Below are 22,032 nucleotides of genomic sequence, written 5' to 3'. Positions count from 1 at the left end.
TTACGTTTAAAGGTTAAAACTATGTTACATAAAATAAAAATGGCAATCGTAGCCATATCAATCGGAGCTTCTTCAGTCGCCTTTGCCGCGGATAACCAGTTAAGTGCGCAAGAAAAATCTGCTGGCTGGCAGCTACTGTTTAATGGCGAAGACATGTCACAGTGGCGTAATTTTAAAAGTGATACGCTCAATCCTCAGTGGCGAGTGCTAGAAGGCATTATGACCTTATCCGCTAAAGGTGGCGGTGATATTTTAACAAAAAAACGTTATCAAAACTTTGAACTGGTCCTTGATTGGAAAATAGCTAAAGCGGGTAACAGTGGTATTTTTATTTTAGCGGATGAATTAGGTGGTGCGATCTATTCACATGCGCCTGAAATTCAAATTCTCGACAATGAACGCCACAGCGATAATAAAATAGACTCGCATTTATCGGGCTCTATTTATGATTTATTAGCCTCCCCTAGCACGGCTCATAAACCTGCCGGAGAATGGAACCGTGTAAGAATTAAATTAAATAACAAACACTTAGAAGTTTGGCAAAATGGTGTGAGCACCACCAGTATCGTGATTGGCAGCACCAGTTGGAACGCTTTAGTAAAGAACAGTAAATTTGCCACCTGGCAAGGGTTTGCTGAAGGCAATGCCGGACATATTGGCTTGCAGGATCACGGCGATCAAGTCTGGTTCAAAAACCTAAAAATTAGGGAGTTATAACAATGTCAGATTTTAAACACCAAGTGTTAGTAGTTGGCTCAGGCGCTGGTGGCGCCATGGCCGCTTACACACTAACAAAAGCCGGACATAAGGTTTTAATGCTTGAAGCCGGACGTAATTACGATCCTAAAACTGAATCCCCTATGTTTAAAAGTAATGGCGAAGCACCATTAATGGGGGCTGGTAATGTGGATAAGAATTTTGGTTTTTATGACGCCACCGTTGATGGTGGCTGGCAAGTGCCAAATGAGCCCTATTCAACGGGGAAAGACTCGACATTTTATTGGTGGCGGGCCCGTATGTTAGGCGGTAGAACCAATCATTGGGGACGTTATTCCTTACGTTTTAGTGAACACGATTTCAAAGGTAAAAGTCGTGACGGTCTAGGCGCTGATTGGCCGTTTGAATACCATGACATTGCCCCTTGGTATGACAAAACTGAAGAAATTGTTGGTATTTGTGGCACAAATACGGGGCTTGACGATATGCCGCCATCACCTGATGGAGTGCTGCAACCACCACCAAAACCTCGGGTTCCCGAATTACTGGTTGCGGCAGCCGCGAAAAAGCATGGTATTCCCGCAGTTCCTATGCATCGAGCGGTTCTCACACGGCCCAAAGATGATCGCGCAGCTTGTTTTTACGCAACCCCATGTGGTCATGGCTGCTCGATTGGTGCCGCGTTTCAAACAACCACATCATTGATCCCAATGGCCAAAGCGACAGGTAATTTAAAAGTTATCACCAATGCCATGGTAAAATCGGTGGATACAGACGAGAACGGTAAAGTTGTTGGCGTCACTTATGTTGATAAACATTCAAGCGATGAACACAATGTTACTGCAAGAGTTGTGATACTTGCTGCCAGTGCATGTGAGTCTGCACGCATCTTATTGAACTCAAAAAGTAAGCAGCATCCAAAAGGCTTAGCCAATTCAAGTGGTCAAGTCGGCCGTAACTTAATGGACTCTACTGGCGCTTGGCTAGGAGCAACCATTCCTGCACTGAAAGGTCGTCCTCGTTATAACGAAGATGGTCATACCGCCAACCACCTGTTTATTCCTTGGTGGGGACATCAAGCGCAAGACAAGGGCGAATTAGACTTTCCTCGCGGGTATCATTTTGAAATTAGTAGTGGTTTTCACCAACCAGGTTCAGGAATTGGCAGTGGCTTACAAGGTTATGGTGCAGAAGTAAAACAGCAAGTGCGTGACTCTTACGGCTCTTATGTCGGCTTTGCGCTACGAGGTGAAATGTTACCGAACAAACATAGTTATATGGAAATTGATGAGCAGACCAAAGACAAATGGGGCATCCCTGTCGCTAAGTTTCACTTTAAATGGTCAAAACACGAACTTAATCAAATTGAACATGGTTTAGCTACAGCAAAAACGATACTGGAGACCATGGGTGGTCATGTGGGTAAATTACCCACGCCTGAGAGAGCAATTTCAAAAGGCGGGGAAATTATTCATGAAGTTGGCACAACACGCATGGGTAGCTCACCAAAGGATTCTGTCACTAATCAGTGGGGACAAACTTGGGATTGTGACAATGTATTTGTGATGGATGCGGGCGTATTTGCTTCAAACCCTCATAAAAATTGCACACTGACCATCATGACTTTGGCAATGCGAAATTCAACCTGGTTAGCCAAGCAACTGGATAAAGGAGTACTATAAAATGACTGAACGATTTGATAGTTATAAGTACCAATCGGGCATTACTCGCCGTGAATCATTGAAGTGGTTAGGGCTACTTGCCGCAGGCTCCGCCAGTGTTGCCGTGAGCAAATACAGCCAAGCCGCTGAGTTGGTTACCCCAAGTAAGACGGGTCATTGGCCTGATTTAACCTTGTCGCCGATTACCGCTAAAGGGTATGGCACAGATCCCAATTTGATTATTCCACCAAGCTCGCCATGGCCACTAACCTTAACCCAAAAGCAATTAACCTTAGTGGCAATATTAGCGGATATTATCGTGCCGAGCGAAGGCAGTTCACCGTCAGCTACACAGGTGCATGTACCCGATGTCATCGATGAATGGGTCAGTGCACCATATTCAGGGCAACAGCGTGACCGAGTCACCATTTTACATGCACTTGCGTGGATTGATGATGAAGCACAGCTACGCTTTAAAGCTAAATTTGTGCAACTATCATCAAAACAACAATTAGCCATCATTGATGATATTGCTTATCGCAACAAACAAACGCCGGTACAGTTTCAACAAATCGCTAAAGCATTTGATCGCTTTCGCGAACTGATCCTTGCGGCCTATTTCTGTTCTCCTGCGGGGATGAAAGACATTGGCTATATGGGCAATGTTGCTATTGCCGGAGACTACCCTGGGCCTGATGATGCCGCTAAACAACATTTAGCAACAGTGCTTGAAGATTTAGGTTTAACAGAATACGCCTATAAAGCGACTTCTGTTTAACTTAACCTTAATAGGTGAGCAACATCGACTTTCCCTGCTCACCTTTTTTTATGGGATAACACGCATGAATATATACCGCACATTAACAGCCAGCTTAGCACTTATCATCTCTGTCAATACAAATGCTTTTACTCAGACTTCTCATTCTACTCAGATACCGAAAATAGGCATTCAGCTTTGGTCAGTAAAAGACGCGCTGAAAAAGGATTTTAACGGCACCTTAAAGCAACTGGCGGATCTTGGCTTTGAAGGGGTTGAATTCGCAGGTTTTTATGGGCCTTATGCCGAAGACCCTCATGCATTAAAACAATTATTAGATCAGCTGAAGTTAATCCCAAGTGGCGCGCATGTTGGTATTGACGCACTGGCTGAAAATGTCATTGATAAAAACTTATTGTTTTTCAAAACACTGGGAATTGAATTGGTGATCATCCCTTGGGATGAGCGCGCATGGCATGATGAAAAAATACCATCATTAACCGAAGATTTAAACCGACTTGCACTAAGATTAGCAAACTACGGTATGAAAATTGGCTTTCACAATCATCAATACGAATTTTCCACCTATAAGCAACAAACTTATTGGGACTATATTGCACAACAAACAACCAATGATGTCGTGTTACAGCTAGATGTTGGTTGGGTAAGATATGCTGGTAAGGATGCAAAAAAATACATCGAACGCTATGGGGATCGTCTGTTAACCAGTCATTATAAAATAGCGACTAAAAAGCAAGGGCGTATCAGCCCGATCATAGGTGACAATGGCTTTGCCTGGGATAAATTAATCAAGGCGACAATCAATACTGGACATACCCAATGGATAATACTCGAGCAAGAAGAATATCCACAAGGACTAACGTCTCTCGAGGCAGTAGCAAAAACCAAACAAGGCTTTGATAAGTTTTTTAAATCTTCACTGCCCTAAGGGTTATTTGGCGTACTCAACTTATCTAATAAGTAAATAAACGATTGATATTCGATACCGGTATTGAGTGATAAGCCTATTTCGCAGGTTCTGCTTTGGCTGATGCCTGATTGACATCCTTTAGTGGCTGGTAATGTGTGTTGTAAGGCTTTTTTATTCAGTTCAGGTTGAAAAAAACCTTTATCGCCAGCAAAACCGCAACATTGTACATCTTCCGATTCAACCACGGTTGCACTGCACGCATCGGCAATTTGCCTGATATATTGCGCAGTGCCCTGCTTCTTAGCGCTGCAAGTAACATGCAATGCAATGGGAGTAAGTAATTGTTTAATGGTTAGTTCAGGTAACACATGAGCAGCAACATATTGTGCGAGATCATGAATAGGCCTAGCTGAATTATTATCTGACAAGCGTAACGTACATGGCGAGGTATCACTGATAATCGGCCATTGTCCGTTATTGCTAACCGTATCGAGATAAGCTAATAACTCATTTTTCTTTTTTTCACCTTGTTCGAAAAAGCCCTTGCTTTCAAATGGCTGCCCACAGCAATAAGCTAGATTTTGCTCGGGTACGATAAGGGTTATTCCGGCCTTTGCAAATAAAGACCGACAAACATCAACAAAGCTTGCCTCAAACTGAGAGCCTTGTTGTGGTCCCATCATTTGATTGGCACAGGAGCTAAACAGCACCACTTTTTTATCCGTATCCGTCAGCAAATTTTCAGCAGAATTAATCGTGTCAGCTCGTTTAGCAGCTTGAGGGTACTTAGCATGCCACAGTGGTAAATACCCCGCCCCCAACTTATGCATGGTTCGACCAATAGCATCGGTGAACTTAGGACCGAGTAATTTTATCGCCACACTCGATACGCTTAGCCCTGCCCGCATCAGCTTTACCATCATGGCGTAATGTTTAGCAATAAAATCAGCGCGCCAGTGTGCCATCGCCGTATGCTGCTTAGCGGCTAATTGTTTGACATAATGACCGGTATCAATACCAACCGGACAACGCTGGCTACACATGCCGGTCGCTGCACAGCTATCGATACCATAGAACTGATAATCCCGGGTTAATGCCTTTATTTGAGTCTGATTATCTACAGTATTTTCTTGCTGCTTAAGATCAGTTAAGCGCCGCTGCAGAGCAATACGCTGTCTAGGGGTGATGGTATAATCTTTTGACGGACAGACGACTTCACAGAAGCCACACTCAATACATTTATCCACCAGAGGATCGATTGCTGGCAACTGCTTTAAATTTTTTAAATGAATATCTGAGTCCTGACTAATGATGACATCAGGGTTTAAAATACCTTGGGGATCAAACAACTGTTTAATCTCAAGCATGATATTAAAGGCCTTTTCTCCCCATTCAGTCTTCACAAATGGCGCCATATTTCGCCCGGTACCATGTTCAGCTTTTAACGAGCCGTTTAATTTTATGGCAACCAGCTCGACCACTTTATCTAAAAATTTATGGTAATTATCGGTATCTTGCTCGGTATTAAAAGATTGACTAAAGGCAAAGTGTAGATTGCCATCTAAGGCATGGCCGAAAATGATGGCATCATGATAGCCATAAGTGACAAATAAAGCCGTTAAACCTCTAATACCGTCTGCTAATTTATCAAGCTCAAATGCCACGTCTTCGATAATAATGGTAGTACCAACCGCTCGTGTCCCGCCAATACTAGGAAACAAGCCTTTTCTAATTGCCCACAAGTTCTCTTTTGTCTGCTGATCGGTAGTAAAGGGGACAGAAAGCTGGGGATTGGCGTGTTGAATTAACGCAAATACCTCAGTGGTCAATTGTGTTAGCGCCTCTTCATCCATGGCTTCTAGTTCTATCAATAATGCCAAATTATCACAGCTGATAGCGCTTACATCACAATATGCACGCATTTTCTCTTCAACAGCAAGTAAGGCCCGGCTGTCCATTAACTCAATGGCTGAAACCTTCATTTGACTAAGCAAATGGATCAGCGCACTGGCTTGTTCAACCGTTTCAAAGATAAATAATCCAGTCGCACTATGTGCGCTGATCGGCACCGTATTTAAAGTAACATCGGAGATAAAGCCAAGTGTGCCTTCCGAACCCACGAGCAAATGGCTTAAAATATCGATCGGCTGCTCAAAATCAAGCAAAGCATTGAGCCCATAGCCTGTGGTATTTTTAATGCGATACTTAGTTGCTATCAAGGTGCTCAGTTCAGCATCGGCTTTAACGCGCTGACTGATCGCACTAAGCTTAGCAAGTAAGGCTTTATGACTATGACAAAAGGCGTTAACACTGTGCTCATCTGCCGTATCTAAATAACTACCATCGGCAAAGATAACGCTCATCGCTTGCAAGGTATGGTAACTGTTATTTTTCACGCCACAGCACATACCAGAAGAGTTGTTGGCAATAATGCCACCAAGTTTACAGCTCTCAATTGAAGCGGGATCAGGGCCAATTTTGCGTTTCAGTGGTGCTAACAGGCGATTAAGCTTTGCCCCGACAATGCCAGGTTGTGCCTTAACTTTTTGCCCATCATCAAGTATTTCATACGCTTGCCAGTCGGGGGTTAAGGTGATCAACACAGAATCACTGATCGCCTGCCCAGAAAGGCTAGTTCCTGCCGCCCGAAACGTAACCGGTACCTGATATTGCGTTGACAGTGTCAGTATCTGCCGTAACTCTTCCTTATTCGCTATTTGCACAACCAATTTAGGAATAAGGCTATAACAGCTGGCATCGGTTGCCATGGCAAAACGACGAAGATAATCAGTGATCACTCGCTCTTTAGGCAATATTGTGTTTATTTGAGCTAAATAGTCACTATGCATCGCTAGCTTTCCAATATGGCGCAGACAGTTGATTTAATTGTTCAACCAATTGTTGCCCTTGTCGATAACATAAACTGTCTTCGGTTAGCGTGTTCAGTTTTGTTACGCCATCGACACTGCCTTGATTTGACAGCCAACTAAGCACCTGAACAGGATCAAAATCGGGTAACAAACATTGCCCTTCCAACGCCCCCAACATGGTAAGCACACCATAAGCGCCCCAATTAGAAACATCAGCTACTAAGAGTTCATCACATTGAGTTGCCGACAAACTAACATTCAAACTGGTTAAGTGCGCTGAAATATTCCCCATGCCAATCTCATTACCACCATCACCAATAGCAATAGTTGGACAATTCGCCAGCTCGATATAGTGATCAAAATGACCACAGCGCTCTGAAATATCAGCGCCAAACATATTTCTGTAAGTGCCATCTTGGGTTAATCCAGGCCGCTCAATTGATAGCACTAACGATGGCTGGTATGTCCCTAAAACATCACGTACTTGTTGGGCAGATTGTTTAAAACCTACGGGTAGCTCTAAGCAATCAAATCGAGTAGAGAGCACTGAAAATAGCGGATCAGAGCAAACAATCATCGGTGAAAAGCCCAAGGCAAGTAACGCCTCGTAAAGATAAATAGCACCGACAGGCCCATCGGTTTCAAAGGTTTGTTCCACCGGAAATCCCGTACCTATTAGCACACAACCTTTATTTTGCTGGATTAATCTTGCCGCTCGTAAATAATAGCCTGGCTGTAAATGTTGGCTGGCAAACTGCATACCTCGGGGGTTTCTGGCCACCAATAAGCGTTCAACTTGAGCACTTAACTCTAACAATAAATGTTGCATAACTATGTAAAAACCTTTGCCTATCTTAAGTGAAGTTAACTAGGGCGTGTTGATCTTTCAAGTTTGTGTTTGCAGCAAAGATCAACACGCCCTAGTCATCAAATCGCTATTTAACATATTCGTCACTAACATACAGCCGGGACTATGAGTAATACAAAAAGCCAATTGAGCTTGCTTAATAGCATTTTGCGGTGTAACCCCACAGGCCCAAAACACCGGTAGATCTTCTGGATGAAGAGTCACTGCGTCACCATAATCTGGCTTAGAGATATCCGTTATGCCAATGAATTCAGGGTTTGCGATATGTATGGGCGCACCATGTACTTTAGGAAACTTACTACAGATTTGTATCGCTTTAATGGCATCACTAGCTGGCATTGGGCGCATGCTTACCACCATATTACCTTTGAACTTACCGACACTTTTATTGGGGATATTGGTATTAAACATCGGCACATTGACTTGCTCAGTGATATTGCGCACTTCGACACTTTCAGCCAATAAGGCTTCCTCAAAAGAAAAAGAGCATCCCAATAAAAAGGTGACTAAATCGTCTCGCCATAGCTCTTCAATCGCCTGAGGTTGATCGACCAAGTTGCCATTCTCATATACGCAATAACTTGGGATATCGGTACGAATGTCGGCAACATAGTCATCACCAACACTAATATATGGTGACCCCGGATGCGTTGACTTGGCAATGATAGGGCAAGCTTTGGCATTTAATTGACAAAAAGTTTCAAAATCCTTCGCGTCTGCTGCAGGCATTATCACCACATTACATTGCACAAAGCCTTTAGCCACGCCACTAGTATGAGAAGTCCAGCTACCTGCTCGAATTTGTTCTCGGATAGTTTCGGGAGATAAATTGGCCTTATTCATAATGACTCTTATTTTGATAGTTTGCTGTAAGTAATTGAGGAAGGTAGCCTTGGTAGCAGCTACTTTTTATTGCCATTTTCAACATAGTCACTGACCGCCTCGTTAGACACTTGCACCCGTTCTCTAAACTCGTCTGATTTTTGTGTCAGTGCGATAAACAAAGTATCAATAATCAGTTCTTGTGATGTTCTCGCTAAAATAGAAGATAAGCGCAAAGACGATTTTTCAGCGACACTATATAATGGAATTTGCGCCAATTTTTGCAACTTATTCTTAGTGACGCCGGTAATGCTGATCACTTTTGCTCCTCGACTAGTCGCTTGTTCGGCAACGGCAATCACATCAGCTGTTCGACCCGATTCACTGATCGCAATCACCAAATCACCTCGGCCAAAAGTTGCTGAATACGCAAGCTGACTATGACCACTCGCCTCAGAAATCGCGGGTAAACCCACTTTTTGCAATTTAAAACCAAAATCTTTTGCCACCAAGCCCGATGCGCCAATACCGCTGACTAAAATACGCTTGGCGTGTAAAATTAAATCGGTGGCTTGCTCAAAAGAAGCCGCATCATTGATCTGAAAGGTTTCTTTTAAGACATTCACTTTACTGGCTAACAATTTATCAGCTAACTGTTCAATATTATCTTCAAGCGAAATATCTCCTGGCAACGGCTGATCTTTGCTTTGTTTATTGATCGACTCAACCAAAGCGAGCTTTAATGCGGGATAACCTTTATAGCCTAGCTTTTGGGTAAATTTAACGATACTGGATTGGCTGACACCAATCGCGGCCCCCAATTCTTTCGAGGATAAATCTTTAATCGCTTGTGGGGATGAGGAAATAAAATCAGCAATTTGCTTTTCTTTAGACGTGAAAGCCAAATATTGCGCTTTTATTTTAACCAGTACCGACATTATGTAACTCCAACTCTTTTTTAAAAACGATCAGCGTATTAATGACCTGCTGTCGCATTTTCCTTTAATTTTTGTGTATCAATAGTCACAGGGAGTTGCCCTTGTGCTTGGATTTGTCCAGTCAGCAACTTAGCGATTGATTGATAAACCGTGCCTGTTTGCTTACCCATGCTATCTTCGTATTGATTATATGAATAAGTCGCAATGATATGATCAGCTATCGCACGATAATCTATGGCATCATAAGGCATACGTAAACTGATAAAGAGTGTTTCTTTGCCTTTTTGTTTAGCAAAGGTTAGCAGCTCTTTAATAAAATTATCTTGATCAGTTTTGCTACGTTTACTTTTTTTCAATTGCTCGAGCAATCGAGGCAGATCAGCCATACCACCCATTTCAACCACACTTTGTTTTGGTGTCACATTCGCAACGATTAACGCATCAGCTTGTTTAACTCGCACAATTTCCTCAGCAACTGTGGCCGTCATGGTGTTACTGCAAGTAATTTTTATCTCGGCGCGATAACGGGCAATTTCATTATTAAGTGCCTGACATTTGTTATCATCTGGAAATAAGATATGTAAGTGCTTAACCTCTGCTGATAATTGTCCGGTACCTTTAATGGCGGTGATCGCCTGATCAGACAATTCTTGCTCTATTGCCTTTGCTTTGTCATTAGCTAAAACAGTACGCGCCTGTTCAAGTTTTTGTTTCAGCGTCATTGTTGAGCTTGGTAATTGCTGTTTAGCATGCCAAATTCTATTAAAAGATTGCTCAACCATTTCTCTGTTAAGCGCTCCTTGTTCAACCGCTTGTGCTAATGACGATAACAACTGTTCAAATTTGACAATATCACCTTTCGAGCGAATAGCGATAGGCATCAAAGCAATGTCGGCACCGGCATTAAAGGTTTCAATCACCGCTTGAGTTTCATCAAAGAATTCACTGATACCTTTCATATCTAGCGCGTCAGTGATCACTAATCCCTGAAAGTTCATTTTTTCTCTGAGCAGATCCGTTAAAATCGCTTTAGACATGGTGGCAGGCTTAATCATAGTCTTGCCATCTTTACTGACGAAGGTAGATGAATCTAAAGCTGGGTATTGAATGTGTGCCGTCATGATCGCATGAGCGACATTTTGCTCAATCGCATATTGAAATGGTGCCAAATCAACCTGTTTAATTTTCGACACATTATGAGCAACTAATGGTAATCCGGTATGACTATCAACACTGGTATCACCATGACCTGGAAAATGCTTTAACGTACCTAACACCTGTTGGCTTTGCATTGCCTTTAATTGTGCTGTTGCCAACTCAGCTACTTGATCGGCATCTTCACCAAAGGAACGCACATTAATCACAGGATTATCTGGATTAACATTGACATCAACGGTGGGAGCAAAGTTTAAATTAAAGCCTGTAGCCATCAGTTCTTGCCCGATGATTTCACCACTAAGACGCGCATACTTAACGCCATGCTTTGCATAAGTAGCGGCAATAGACATACTGCCAGTAAATGCAGTTGAATGATTTCTCGGTAATCTGGCAACTCTGCCACCTTCTTGATCAACAGCAATAAACAAAGGTAGCTTAAGTGCCGCATTTTGGCCGGCAACAGCTAACTGGTGGTTTAATGTCACAATTTGTTCAACAGATACTAGATTATCTGAAAATAGGATCACTCCGCCAAGATCTGTACCCGCAATTAACTGGGCAATTTCTTCTGGCAACTCAGTCATTGGCTGAGTACACACCGATGCTTTATCACCATCAAAAGCAATTTCATCATGACAATAGTAACGAAAATCTAGCATTATTTTTTGTGCAAGTTGTTGCTTTAACGTCGCCAATGGTTGGTCGCCTTTATCAAGTTCATGCTCATCACAAGCACTGAGTCCCATCATTATTATTACTAAAGAGAAAATATACCTTACTTTATCCATGATAATCAGTCACCGAGATCATAAATGTTAAAATATTTTATTAATGTTTTTACATCTTAACAGGAATTATATATTCTATCTACAGAGTCGTATTGGAATTATTAATTATTTGGTCGAGGGCCACTGTATGGGATCTCAGTTTGTATTGGCTGATTGGCTGGTGTTTGCTATCTATGTATTGGTGTTAGCGCTAAGTGGCTGGTTTTTCAACCGTAAAACCGCCCAAAACACTAATGACTATTTTTTAGGTGGTAACACTATGCCTGTCTGGTTAGTCGCCATCTCTGTATTGGCAACTTCTCAATCAGCAGCCACCTTTTTAGGGGGACCAGATCAGGGCTACCGCAATGATTTATCCTATTTAGCCACAAATATTGGCGCCTTTATCGCCGCATTTATCGTCGCAGCACTGTTGATCCCCAAGTTTTACCAGAACAAGGTCGCAACAGTATATGAACTGCTTGAAAACCGCTTCGGCACAGCAGCAAAAAAACAAGCCGGCTTAATGTACTTATTTGGTCGGGTTTTCGCTAGCGGCGCACGTTTATATATGGCAGCCATTGCCGTTGCGATGATCATTTTTGGTAATATAGAAGCAAACAGCGTCATCATCTCAACCTTAGTGTTGGTCGCCGTAGGTCTTGGAAATTCTGTTGTTGGCGGTATTCGTACCGTGATCTATAACGATGTGATTCAATGTATTATTTATGTCACAGCGGCATTATTAGTCATTTACTTTCTGCTGGCGAGTATTCCTGCAGATTTCTCGCAAATTTTAGCAGCCCTAGAACACCCTGCTCCAGGTCAGCCTTCAAAGTTAACTTTGCTCAATTGGGACTTAGATTTTTCACCCAGTGGTGTGTTCAGTGTTTGGTCAGCCATCACCGGATTTGTGTTGTTAAATATCGCAGCATTTGGCTTAGATCAGGATTTAACCCAACGGGTGTTAACCTGTAAAAATGCCAAAGATGGCAGTAAATCGATATTACTGTCTATTGTGTTAGTTATTCCTGTGATGTTTATTTTCATCGCTATTGGTTTACTGTTGTTCATTTTTTATCAACGACCCGATTTAATGCAGACTGATGGGATGTCGGAAATTAATCAATCTTTTTCCGGTGAAAAAGTCACCATCTTTATGTATTACGTATTGCATGAGATGCCAGCAGGTGTGAAAGGTTTTGTTACCATTGGGGTCATCGCTGCTGCACTCTCAACCCTTAATTCTGGGCTTAATTCTATGGCTTCGGTATTGGTACAAGATATCTACCGTCCATGGAAATTAAAGAAAACACCAACGGTAAGTGAAAAACATTTTGTCTATTCGGGGCAAGTTGCAATGAGCCTAGTTGCTTTTAGTTTAGGCTCAATGGCAATACTTTGTTATTACTGGCAACAATATTCTGATACTCCTTTACTAGCATTTGCACTAAGCGTGATGGTGTTTTCTTATAGTGGCCTATTGGGTGTGTATTTTACGGTATTGTTTACTGATCGTGGCAACAGTGTCTCTGTGTTGCTCGCACTGATCAGTGGTTTTGTACTTACACTCTTATTTCAGCCCTACATGATGGATACCTTGTTCCCACCAGCATGGCAGTTAGATCTAGGTTTTACCTGGCAATTATGCTTAGGCACTTTGCTGTCATTCATCGTATGTGTCAGTGGTAAAAAACAACCCATCAATGTACGACCAACAGTCATAGAGCCTGCAGAGGGGTCTCGCATATGACAGTTCAGTATATTATCGGGATAGATGGTGGCGGCACTAAAACACTTGGTCGGATAAAAAATTTAGCGACAGGTGAAACGTTTGAATGTCGAAGTGGCGCAAGTTCTCTCACCAATGACTTTCGCTCAGCTTGTGCAACAATCACCCAACTTATTGATTGTCTGCTGGAAAAAGGGCAATGCCAAGCCAGTGATATCGCTGTAGTCATGGGATTAGCCGGCGGCGGCGATAAAAACCAAGCAGATGCCCTTAAAAACCATTTGGCGTATTCATTTGCGGCACTTGAAATTGTTAATGATGCAAAAACTTCCTTATATGGTGCTAATCTGGGCGAGCCAGTAGCAATAGTAGCATTGGGGACAGGTTCAGTCGGTGCCACCTTAGATAACGAATTACGCGAGCACTACGTGGGCGGCTGGGGATTTCACATTGGCGATGAAGGCGGTGGCGCTAAGTTAGGCCAAATGGCGGTTAAATCATTACTGAAAGAGCTAGATCTTTATCAAGCTCCAAGCTCACTTTTAGGGAAGTATTTAAATCAACAATTGGGACCGAATAAAAAAGCGGTTCAACAATGGCTTCGCCAAGCGAAACCTTTTGATTTTGCCAGATTGACCAAAAAAGTATTTGAACTCGCTGGCCAATGTGACACCGCACGCAATGTCATCGAGCAACATGTCAAACATGTGGAAGAATTAATAGCGCTCACTCGCAATGGTAAATCGTTACCTTTAGTACTGATGGGAGGGCTATCACCCCCTACCCTACCTTACTTAAATCCTAAAGTGATTGGTCAACCCCAATCACCTAAAGGCTCTTCACTAGATGGAGCTTGCCTGATCGCAGAACATATGCTGTTAAATATGCCGGATAGAATCAATATGCCTAAAAAAACTGACACACAATCAACGGGTGAAGCAAAGCAAAAGCTATTATCGCACCTAAATAGTATGGTGACCGAAGAACGCCATCCAAACACAATGCAACTCGATTTAATGTCAACTGCACAAATATTAACAACGATCAATGACAATGATAAAGATGTCCCCAATGCCATTGCCGCATGCATTCCCTCGATCACACAAGCGGTTGACAAAATTGTCGACGCTTTCCGTCATGGGGGACGTTTAGTCTACATTGGCGCAGGCACCAGTGGTCGCTTAGGGATATTAGATGCGGTTGAATGCCCACCAACATTCAGTGTTTCATCTGAACAAGTGGTTGGTATTATTGCCGGTGGTAACAATGCTATTTTTAAAGCAGTGGAAGGGGCAGAAGACAATCCAACAATCGGCGTACAAGATCTACAAAACATCTCGTTTAATCAAAACGATGTATTAGTCGGCATTGCCGCAAGTGGCAGAACGCCTTATGTGATCGGGGCACTGGATTATGCAACAAGTATTGGCGCGAGCACAGTAAGTGTTTGTTGTAATCCAAATGCTGCGATTGCTGAACATGCCGAAATCAACATATGCCCCGTAGTTGGCCCCGAAGTACTGACAGGTTCGACTCGATTAAAAGCAGGTACTGCACAAAAATTAGTACTGAATATGTTAACAACAGCGAGTATGATCCGCTCTGGTAAAAGCTATGAAAATTTGATGGTGGATGTTAATGCCAGTAATGAAAAGCTCTATGCTAGGGCAATTCGCATTGTGATGCAGGCAACCGGATGTGACAGTAACACCGCAGAACGAGCACTGAACCAATGTGGTCAAAAAGCAAAACTGGCAATACTACATATCCTGACAGATGTTTCCCCTGAACTATGTCAGCAATCACTCGATGAAAATAACGGTTTTCTACGACATGCGTTAACCAGTTTAGGTTCTAATCAACAAATGTAGGCAAGCAAGCTGACAACAAAGAGATAAACCAATGAAACTAATGATCTTGCTACCATTGCTGTTATGGCTACCACTTTTAAGTGCAAAAAATATCGCGCCTTCGCAAGTTGGCGCTGAACAAGTTCAGCGTTACCTGCCACGCTTAATCAATAAAAAAGTCGGCTTGGTTGTCAATCAAAGCTCTCGCGCTAAAGGCAAGCATTTAGTCGATTTACTGCATGAAAACAACATTACCATCAGTAAAATATTTGCTCCCGAGCACGGTTTTCGAGGCAAAAAAGATGCGGGAGAAGTTTTCAATTCCAGCAAAGATGAGCAAACAGGGATCGACATTGTTTCCATCTACGGAAAGAACAAAAAACCCAGTACCAAAGTACTCACAGAACTCGACGTGATTATTTTTGATATTCAAGATGTCGGCGTCCGGTTCTATACTTATATCAATTCAATGTTTTATATGATGCAAGCAGCGGCTCAACATGATATTGAATTTATTGTGCTCGATAGACCTAATCCAAATATCGCCTATGTTGATGGGCCCATGTTAGATGATAAATTTCGCTCTTTTGTCGGCCTGCTGCCGATCCCGCTTATCCATGGCATGACAGTCGGTGAACTGGCAAAAATGATCGTTGGCGAAGGCTGGTTAGATACCATTGAAAACCCAAACAACATCAAGCATAAGTTAAATTTACAGGTGGTTAAGGTACTCGACTATTCTCGTGCAGATCACTATGACTTACCTGTATTGCCTAGCCCTAATTTACCTAATAGTACCGCAATACGATTGTACCCGTCCTTGTGCTTTTTTGAAGCCACACCCGTCAGTGTAGGACGAGGTACAGATTTTCCATTTCAAGTACTTGGCCATGACACGCTAGCCATCGGCGATTTTGAGTTTACACCGCGTTCCATTGTCGGAGCCGCCAGTAATCCAAAACTAAAAGGCAAAAAATTAACCGGCATGGACTTAAGAGCTTCGCAGATCTCCGGTTTTGATTTATCACTTTTTTACCAGTGGTATCAATTATTCGCACAACATGATAATGAATTTTTCCAACGAGCGCAGTTTCTCGATAAACTAGCAGGTACTGACCAAATCAGGTTGGATATGCTAGCAGGTAAATCACTTGCAGCCATTACAGCAAAATGGCAAAACGGCTTGGCAGCATTTAACGCGCAGCGGCAACCTTATTTGCTTTACCCTGCAAATAAGCAATAAATACTGCCCCGCAATCAATAACAAGGTCAAACATCACTTAAGTGAGCAAGACACACATACAAAGATAGGTCTAATATGTCGATAGTGTATTTAAATGGTGAGTTTATTCCACCAGAACAGGCCAAAATATCCCCTATGGATCGCGGCTTTTTATTTGGCGACGGCATTTATGAAGTCATCCCAAGTTATGATAATAAATTTGTCGGATTTACCCCGCATATCGACCGTTTGCTCGATGGTTTAGCGGCGATTGAAATTAATCACCCTTATGATCATGCGTTTTTTGAAGAAATTTGTCACCAGCTCTGTGAACAAAACGGTGGGGGTGATTTAGGAATTTATATCCATGTTTCCCGTGGTGCTGACACTAAACGGCATCATGCTTTTACCCAAAACATTCGCCCAACCTTATTTGCTTATGCCTTCGAAATACCACCAGCACCTTGTGTTGATGATACCAAGATTAACACCTATAAAGTGATCAGTGCTCAGGATTTAAGATGGCAGCGCTGCAACATTAAGTCGACCTCCTTACTCGGCAATGTCATGCATTATCAACGCAGCCACCAAGCAGGGTTTGATGAAACATTATTATTCAATGAAAAAGACGAGCTGACAGAAGCCGCTAGCTGTAATTGCTTTATAGTCAAAGATGGCGTGGTGATCACCCCGAAGTTAGACCACCAAAAACTACCTGGCATCACCCGCCTGCTGATTTTAGATATATTGGATAAATATAGTGATATCCCAGTTGAAGAACGTGTTGTCACCCGCGACGAAGTGTTTGCTGCCGACGAAATATGGCTCACTAGCTCCACCAAGCAAGTCGGTCCCGTTCGTCAATTAGACGATAAAATCATTAATAATGGTAACTTAGGAGACATTTGGCGACAAACCCAAGCCTTGTTCACCGCCCATCAATTTGACTATAACGACTATTGAGAGAGGGTTTAACGGATCTCAAAGTCCCAGTAGCGATCACGAGGGTCGCTACTATGGGTGAAATGCCACCACTCTAATGAATAGTCGGTAAAACCATGGTTGAGCATCACGCTTTTTAGCAACTGTCTGTTAACGCTTTGCTGCGGCGTGATTCTTGGATCCTCTGTATTTGATAAGGTATCAAATAAATCAAATGGTGAGCCCATATCAACAGGCTGATAACTGCCATCAGGCTGCTTTTTTTCAAGGCTAAGATCAATGGTGTAACCACGACTATGCCCTGACTTTGCAGCGATATAATCAGGCACTAAGGTCGATTTTGCTAGATTTGGAAAGTACTCAGCTTTTGTTTTTAGCGCCGATAAATCTTGCGCCCATGCCATAAAGTGTCCAACAGCTCGCTCAGGTCGGTAACAGTCGAAGATGTTAAAGCGATAGCCGCTTTTTTTAAGTTCGTTAGCCGCAATGGTTAATGCCTTTGCCGCATCTTGATGAATAATGCATTTAGCCGCATGGTAGCCCTTAATTTTTTCACCAACAAAATTATTAGTACTGGCATAGCGAATATCATAATGGGCATCGGGTAATACATCACTTAAATCAACAAATTGCTTGGGAATATCATGCGCTAAACTCACACAGGCAAAGCAATAAAAGAGCACAAGTAAATTCTTCATCCTACTTCCTTAAATCATCATTAAACCAGCAACAATATAGGCAATGATAGAAAGTGCACCAGCAGTTAATGCATAAGGCAGCTGTGTTTTTACATGTTCCAGCAGATCACAGCCTGAGGCAACGGCAGAGACAGCTGTGGTATCTGAAATCGGTGAGCAATGATCACCAAACACCCCGCCACCCAAAATAGCCGCCAACACCAATGGCGCAGGTAAACCTAAATTAATCACTAATGGCATGCCTATGGGGATCAATATGGCAAATGTGCCCCAAGACGTTCCTGTAGAAAACGACATTAAGCCGCCGGCAATAAAAATAACTGCAGGGATTAAAAACATCGGTAAATTATCAGCCACTAACCCTGAAATAAAAATACCGGTGCCCAGTTGCTTTAAACTTGCCCCTAAAGCTAATGAAAATAACACGATACTCACTAACGGTAACAGTTCTGACATGCCCTTAAAGCCAATATTCATCATGTCTTTATGGGCAAATCGCTTACTCGCTGTCATCATAATATAGGCAGTTAAACAAGCTAACACAGTTGCGTAAAGTATTGACTTAGAGCCAGAACCCGCGGTGAAGTCACCATTTCCTGTGATGAACATAAAGCCCACCATAGAGAATGACATCATAAAAAGCGGGATCAACATATAGCGAGGTTTTGATGCCTCAACATCAAGCTCAGCATGACTATGCGTGATGTTTTGTTCTATTTCTGCTTGCTTAAGCGGACCATGGGTTTTATCAGCAACAATCGTATAAAGCACGATGGCCAAAGTGATCAGTGCATAAAAATTTAGTGGGATCGTTTGTACTAACAACGACACTATAGAACCTTCAAGTTCATAATTGCCAAGCAAGCCTAATACATAGGCGCCCCAACCGTTCATCAATAGCAGAATACATATCGGCGCACTGGTACTGTCTATGATATACGCTAGTCGAGCACGGCTCATATTAAACTTATCAAATAAGCCTCTCGAAATAATACCTGCCATTAACACACTGAGGTTAGATTCAATAAAAATGATCAAACCGGTAAAGAATGCTAACAGGCGAGATTGTCTGGCATTACCACTAAGCCCTTTGCGAATAAGAAAATCCACCGTCGCGGTGACACCACCTGAGCTGCGCATAAAGGCAAGTAGTGCACCGACTAACAGAGAAAAAATAAGCACCCGAGTATTGCCACCATCAGCAAATACGTTAACCACTCGTTCAATCCCAGCGAAGGTAAAGTTTGCTAGGGCAGATTGTTCTACTTGCATCAATATCAGTAATTCAGAACTAAATATTGCTAACAACAATGCCAATATGACTTCTTTTTTCCACAATACGATAGCAACCGCGAGTAACGGCGGAATGACAGTGATCCAATCTTGCACAATTTATCTCTCTTTATTATTGCCAATGATATTGCTTCAAAACAACGAATTAGCAACCAAGCATGACGTTATTATTTGGGTAAGGTTATGGGAATTGAGAGAAAAAGAAAAGGAATAAAATATTTTTCTTTCAAAATAATTAAGAAAGTATTATTCTAACTTGAGTGTTCCATCGAATAAGAACAAAATATTAAGTGACCTATTAATGATGCCAAAGAATTTTATTTTACAGTTACTTACCCTCTTTTCACTATTATTGAGTTTAGGGGCTTGTGCAACCGTTGAAGAAACAAGCTTCTATCATAATGTTGAAGGTATTACGGAACAAAAACTGCAGCCTAGCTACTGGCTCAAACAAACTCAGCACGCCAGCAAGCTCCTATTAACATCGACACAAATCTCAGCATTAAACCAGCAGCAATTTGCAAGTAAAACATACCTTAACGCTCCATTAGATTATCCTGAGACCTTATCAAAAGATGAAATACGCCAGCTTATTCAGGCAATCAGCACGCCATCCAAATATGACAGGTTTTACCCAAACGGCACCAAACTCACTCAACAACATTATCAAGCTTACCTTGATGAAATGGCGATACAGACACTGGCGCCAAAACAAACTATAGAGTTTGGCTTAGTGGTAAAAAGAGCACCGATGAGAACATTCCCAACCCTTGATCGGGTGCTCAATTCAGGCATGGACTTTGACATTGATCGTTTTCAGGAAACAGGCGCTTTTCCAGGTGAGGCAGTAGCAATATTACACACCAGTAAAACAGGCGAATGGTTGTTCGTGCAAAACTACCACTATCGCGCATGGATCCAAGCTAAATATGTAGCTAAAGCGCCTCGAAAAATCGTTGCAGCATACCATCAGGCCAGCGATTTTCTCATGGTCACAGGTGATAAAATTTATACCACGTATGACCCTTACCAAACCTCAGTATCAGAGGTACAGCTGGACATGGGCACTAAGTTACCATTAATTGATAAGGCCACTTTTAAACAACATGCGTTAAATCGTCAGAACCCCATCACTGGACATTTAGTTCAGCTACCAACACGTAACAACGATGGTACGCTGACAATTCAGCCGGCGCTGATTGCTAAAAGTGCCGATGTGCATATTGGCTATTTACCTTTTACCAAAGCCAATATCATTAAACAGGGATTTAAATTTTTAGGTGAGCGCTACGGATGGGGCCACGACTTTAATGGCAGAGACTGCACAGGTTTTATTGGTGAAATTCATAAAACTTTTGGCTTGTTAATGCCACGCAATACCGGACAACAAAGTAGTGCTGACTATGGCGTGAACACACGTTTTGCTAAAGGCACAAAAATAAAAGAGAAAATGAAACACTTTCAATCACTTGAAGTAGGTGATTTACTGTACCTTCCAGGTCATGTTGCTATGTTTCTTGGCTATAGCAATGATGGCAAACCTTTTATTATCCATGATGTACACGGTTTAAGTTATACAAATAGTCAGGGTGAAAAAATATCAGGCTTGTTAAATGGTGTTTCTGTCACTCCATTATTACCTTTTAAAAGTTATTTAAAAGGCATCTACAATATAAAGCGGATTAGGTAACCATTATGAAAATTACTGATATTAGCATTGGTATGGTAGAAGTACCGTTAATAACCCCTTTTAAAACAGCAATTCGCACCGTCGAGCAAGTCAAAGACATTGTGGTATTAATTGAAACAGATAGCGGTCATATTGGTTACGGTGAGGCGCCACCAACTTCGGTCATTACTGGCGATACCATAGCGTCAATGAAAGAAGCAATTTTGCACCACCTCAAGCCTAAGTTACTCGGGGTAGAGATAGAAAACTTAAACTACATTTGTCATACCATTCAAAATGCGATGGTGAACAACTTTAGTGCTAAAGCAGCAATTGAAATTGCCGTTTATGATCTCTGGGCTCAAATGCTAGGTCAACCGCTCTATAAAGCCCTAGGGGGCGGTGACTCAAAGCTGACCACCGATGTTACCATCAGTGTAGATTACATCGATAAAATGGTCGCTGATGCGGTAAAAGCAGTCGAACAAGGCTATGAAACCTTAAAAATAAAAGTCGGCAAAGATATTGGTATAGATATAGAGCGTATTAAAGCAATACACGCTGCCGTTGAAGGCCGTTCACTGCTTAGGTTAGATGCTAATCAAGGCTGGACACCAAAACAGGCGGTAAAAGCGATTAATATTATCGAAAATGCAGGTATTAACCTTGAATTGGTCGAACAGCCCGTCAAAGGCCATGACATTGAAGGATTAAAATATATTTTTGATCGAGTACATACCCCAATAATGGCCGATGAAAGTAGTTTTGGCCCCAGAGAAGTCATTGGCTTGATCCAAAAACAAGCGGCTGACATTATCAATATCAAATTAATGAAAACTGGTGGTATTTCTCGCGCCATTCATATTGCGGATATTGCCAGCACTTTTGGCGTCGATTGCATGATGGGCTGTATGTTAGAAAGTAATATCAGTGTTTCGGCTGCCGCCCATGTTGCTGCGGCAAAATCACACTCCATTCGTAAGATCGATCTCGATGGACCGTTATTATGTAAAACCCCTTCAATTCAAGGCGGTGTGACTTTTGACAAGTCTGATGTCACTTTAAATGAAAGCCCTGGGCTGGGCGTAAAAGCGATTAATCATTTTATCCCATTTAACGATTAAGGAGTCATCAACT

The 22,032-nt window shown here is 42.2% G+C and carries 17 protein-coding genes; 10 read left to right on the top strand and 7 right to left on the bottom strand.

Annotated features, from left to right (window positions below; all coding sequences use genetic code 11):
* Positions 1–21 precede the first annotated feature (21 nt).
* From IV514_RS00915 to IV514_RS00900, 4 genes are all read left to right on the top strand, one after another.
* Positions 22–717: a DUF1080 domain-containing protein gene (locus IV514_RS00915; protein WP_206483040.1), complete on the top strand. Its 696-nt coding sequence runs from the start codon at positions 22–24 to the stop codon at positions 715–717.
* A 2-nt stretch (positions 718–719) separates the two neighbouring features.
* Positions 720–2,399, top strand: a complete 1,680-nt coding sequence (locus IV514_RS00910; protein WP_206483039.1) for a GMC family oxidoreductase — start codon at positions 720–722, stop codon at positions 2,397–2,399.
* Position 2,400: 1 nt separating this feature from the next.
* The gene (locus IV514_RS00905; protein ID WP_206483038.1) at positions 2,401–3,156 is read left to right on the top strand and encodes a gluconate 2-dehydrogenase subunit 3 family protein; all 756 of its coding nucleotides are present in this window, start codon (positions 2,401–2,403) and stop codon (positions 3,154–3,156) included.
* A 64-nt stretch (positions 3,157–3,220) separates the two neighbouring features.
* Positions 3,221–4,084 carry a TIM barrel protein gene (locus IV514_RS00900; RefSeq protein WP_206483037.1) on the top strand — a complete coding sequence of 288 codons (864 nt, stop codon included), beginning with the start codon at positions 3,221–3,223 and terminating at the stop codon, positions 4,082–4,084.
* Here IV514_RS00900 and IV514_RS00895 read toward each other — a convergent pair.
* The 5 genes from IV514_RS00895 to IV514_RS00875 form a co-directional block, all read right to left on the bottom strand.
* Positions 4,081–6,915 carry an FAD-binding and (Fe-S)-binding domain-containing protein gene (locus tag IV514_RS00895; protein ID WP_206483036.1) on the bottom strand — a complete coding sequence of 945 codons (2,835 nt, stop codon included), beginning with the start codon at positions 6,913–6,915 and terminating at the stop codon, positions 4,081–4,083. The two genes, IV514_RS00900 and IV514_RS00895, sit on opposite strands and share 4 nt — an antisense overlap.
* Complete coding sequence (locus IV514_RS00890; RefSeq protein ID WP_206483035.1) at positions 6,908–7,765, bottom strand: glutamate cyclase domain-containing protein; 858 nt, start codon at positions 7,763–7,765, stop codon at positions 6,908–6,910. The genes IV514_RS00895 and IV514_RS00890 overlap by 8 nt, the downstream gene beginning before the upstream one ends.
* Before the next feature lie 81 nt (positions 7,766–7,846).
* On the bottom strand, positions 7,847–8,647 hold the full coding sequence (locus IV514_RS00885; protein ID WP_206483034.1) for a putative hydro-lyase: 801 nt from the start codon (positions 8,645–8,647) through the stop codon (positions 7,847–7,849).
* Positions 8,648–8,706: 59 nt separating this feature from the next.
* The gene (locus IV514_RS00880) at positions 8,707–9,564 is read right to left on the bottom strand and encodes a MurR/RpiR family transcriptional regulator (RefSeq protein ID WP_206483033.1); all 858 of its coding nucleotides are present in this window, start codon (positions 9,562–9,564) and stop codon (positions 8,707–8,709) included.
* A gap of 38 nt (positions 9,565–9,602) precedes the next feature.
* On the bottom strand, positions 9,603–11,471 hold the full coding sequence (locus tag IV514_RS00875) for a glycoside hydrolase family 3 protein (protein ID WP_241242132.1): 1,869 nt from the start codon (positions 11,469–11,471) through the stop codon (positions 9,603–9,605).
* Between the two features lie 166 nt (positions 11,472–11,637).
* On the opposite strand from IV514_RS00875, the gene IV514_RS00870 reads away from it, so the two are divergent.
* The 4 genes from IV514_RS00870 to IV514_RS00855 all read left to right on the top strand — a co-directional run bounded on the left by IV514_RS00870 (position 11,638) and on the right by IV514_RS00855 (position 17,256).
* Positions 11,638–13,242, top strand: coding sequence for a sodium:solute symporter (locus tag IV514_RS00870; RefSeq protein ID WP_206483032.1), 1,605 nt, complete (start codon positions 11,638–11,640; stop codon positions 13,240–13,242).
* Positions 13,239–15,092 (top strand): N-acetylmuramic acid 6-phosphate etherase, encoded by a 1,854-nt coding sequence (gene murQ, locus IV514_RS17665; protein ID WP_206483031.1) that lies wholly within the window; start codon positions 13,239–13,241, stop codon positions 15,090–15,092. The genes IV514_RS00870 and murQ overlap by 4 nt, the downstream gene beginning before the upstream one ends.
* 31 nt (positions 15,093–15,123) lie before the next feature.
* Positions 15,124–16,314, top strand: a complete 1,191-nt coding sequence (locus tag IV514_RS00860) for a DUF1343 domain-containing protein (protein WP_206483030.1) — start codon at positions 15,124–15,126, stop codon at positions 16,312–16,314.
* A 75-nt stretch (positions 16,315–16,389) separates the two neighbouring features.
* Positions 16,390–17,256: an aminotransferase class IV gene (locus tag IV514_RS00855; protein WP_206483029.1), complete on the top strand. Its 867-nt coding sequence runs from the start codon at positions 16,390–16,392 to the stop codon at positions 17,254–17,256.
* Positions 17,257–17,264: 8 nt separating this feature from the next.
* On the opposite strand, the gene IV514_RS00850 is transcribed toward IV514_RS00855, so the two are convergent.
* Positions 17,265–17,933: a M15 family metallopeptidase gene (locus IV514_RS00850; RefSeq protein ID WP_206483028.1), complete on the bottom strand. Its 669-nt coding sequence runs from the start codon at positions 17,931–17,933 to the stop codon at positions 17,265–17,267.
* 9 nt (positions 17,934–17,942) lie between these two features.
* Positions 17,943–19,322, bottom strand: a complete 1,380-nt coding sequence (locus IV514_RS00845) for a Na+/H+ antiporter NhaC family protein (RefSeq protein ID WP_206483027.1) — start codon at positions 19,320–19,322, stop codon at positions 17,943–17,945.
* A 205-nt stretch (positions 19,323–19,527) separates the two neighbouring features.
* Between IV514_RS00845 and IV514_RS00840 the strand changes: the two genes are divergently transcribed.
* Positions 19,528–20,916 carry an SH3 domain-containing protein gene (locus IV514_RS00840; protein ID WP_241242131.1) on the top strand — a complete coding sequence of 463 codons (1,389 nt, stop codon included), beginning with the start codon at positions 19,528–19,530 and terminating at the stop codon, positions 20,914–20,916.
* A gap of 5 nt (positions 20,917–20,921) precedes the next feature.
* Positions 20,922–22,019 carry a dipeptide epimerase gene (locus IV514_RS00835; protein WP_206483026.1) on the top strand — a complete coding sequence of 366 codons (1,098 nt, stop codon included), beginning with the start codon at positions 20,922–20,924 and terminating at the stop codon, positions 22,017–22,019.
* Positions 22,020–22,032 lie beyond the last annotated feature (13 nt).

The sequence above is a fragment of the Thalassotalea sp. G2M2-11 genome (genome assembly GCF_017168195.1).
In the GTDB taxonomy this organism is placed as follows: domain Bacteria; phylum Pseudomonadota; class Gammaproteobacteria; order Enterobacterales; family Alteromonadaceae; genus Thalassotalea_E.
The sequence above is the reverse complement of the archived record's forward strand: the minus strand, read 5'-3'. Positions and strand labels throughout refer to the sequence as shown.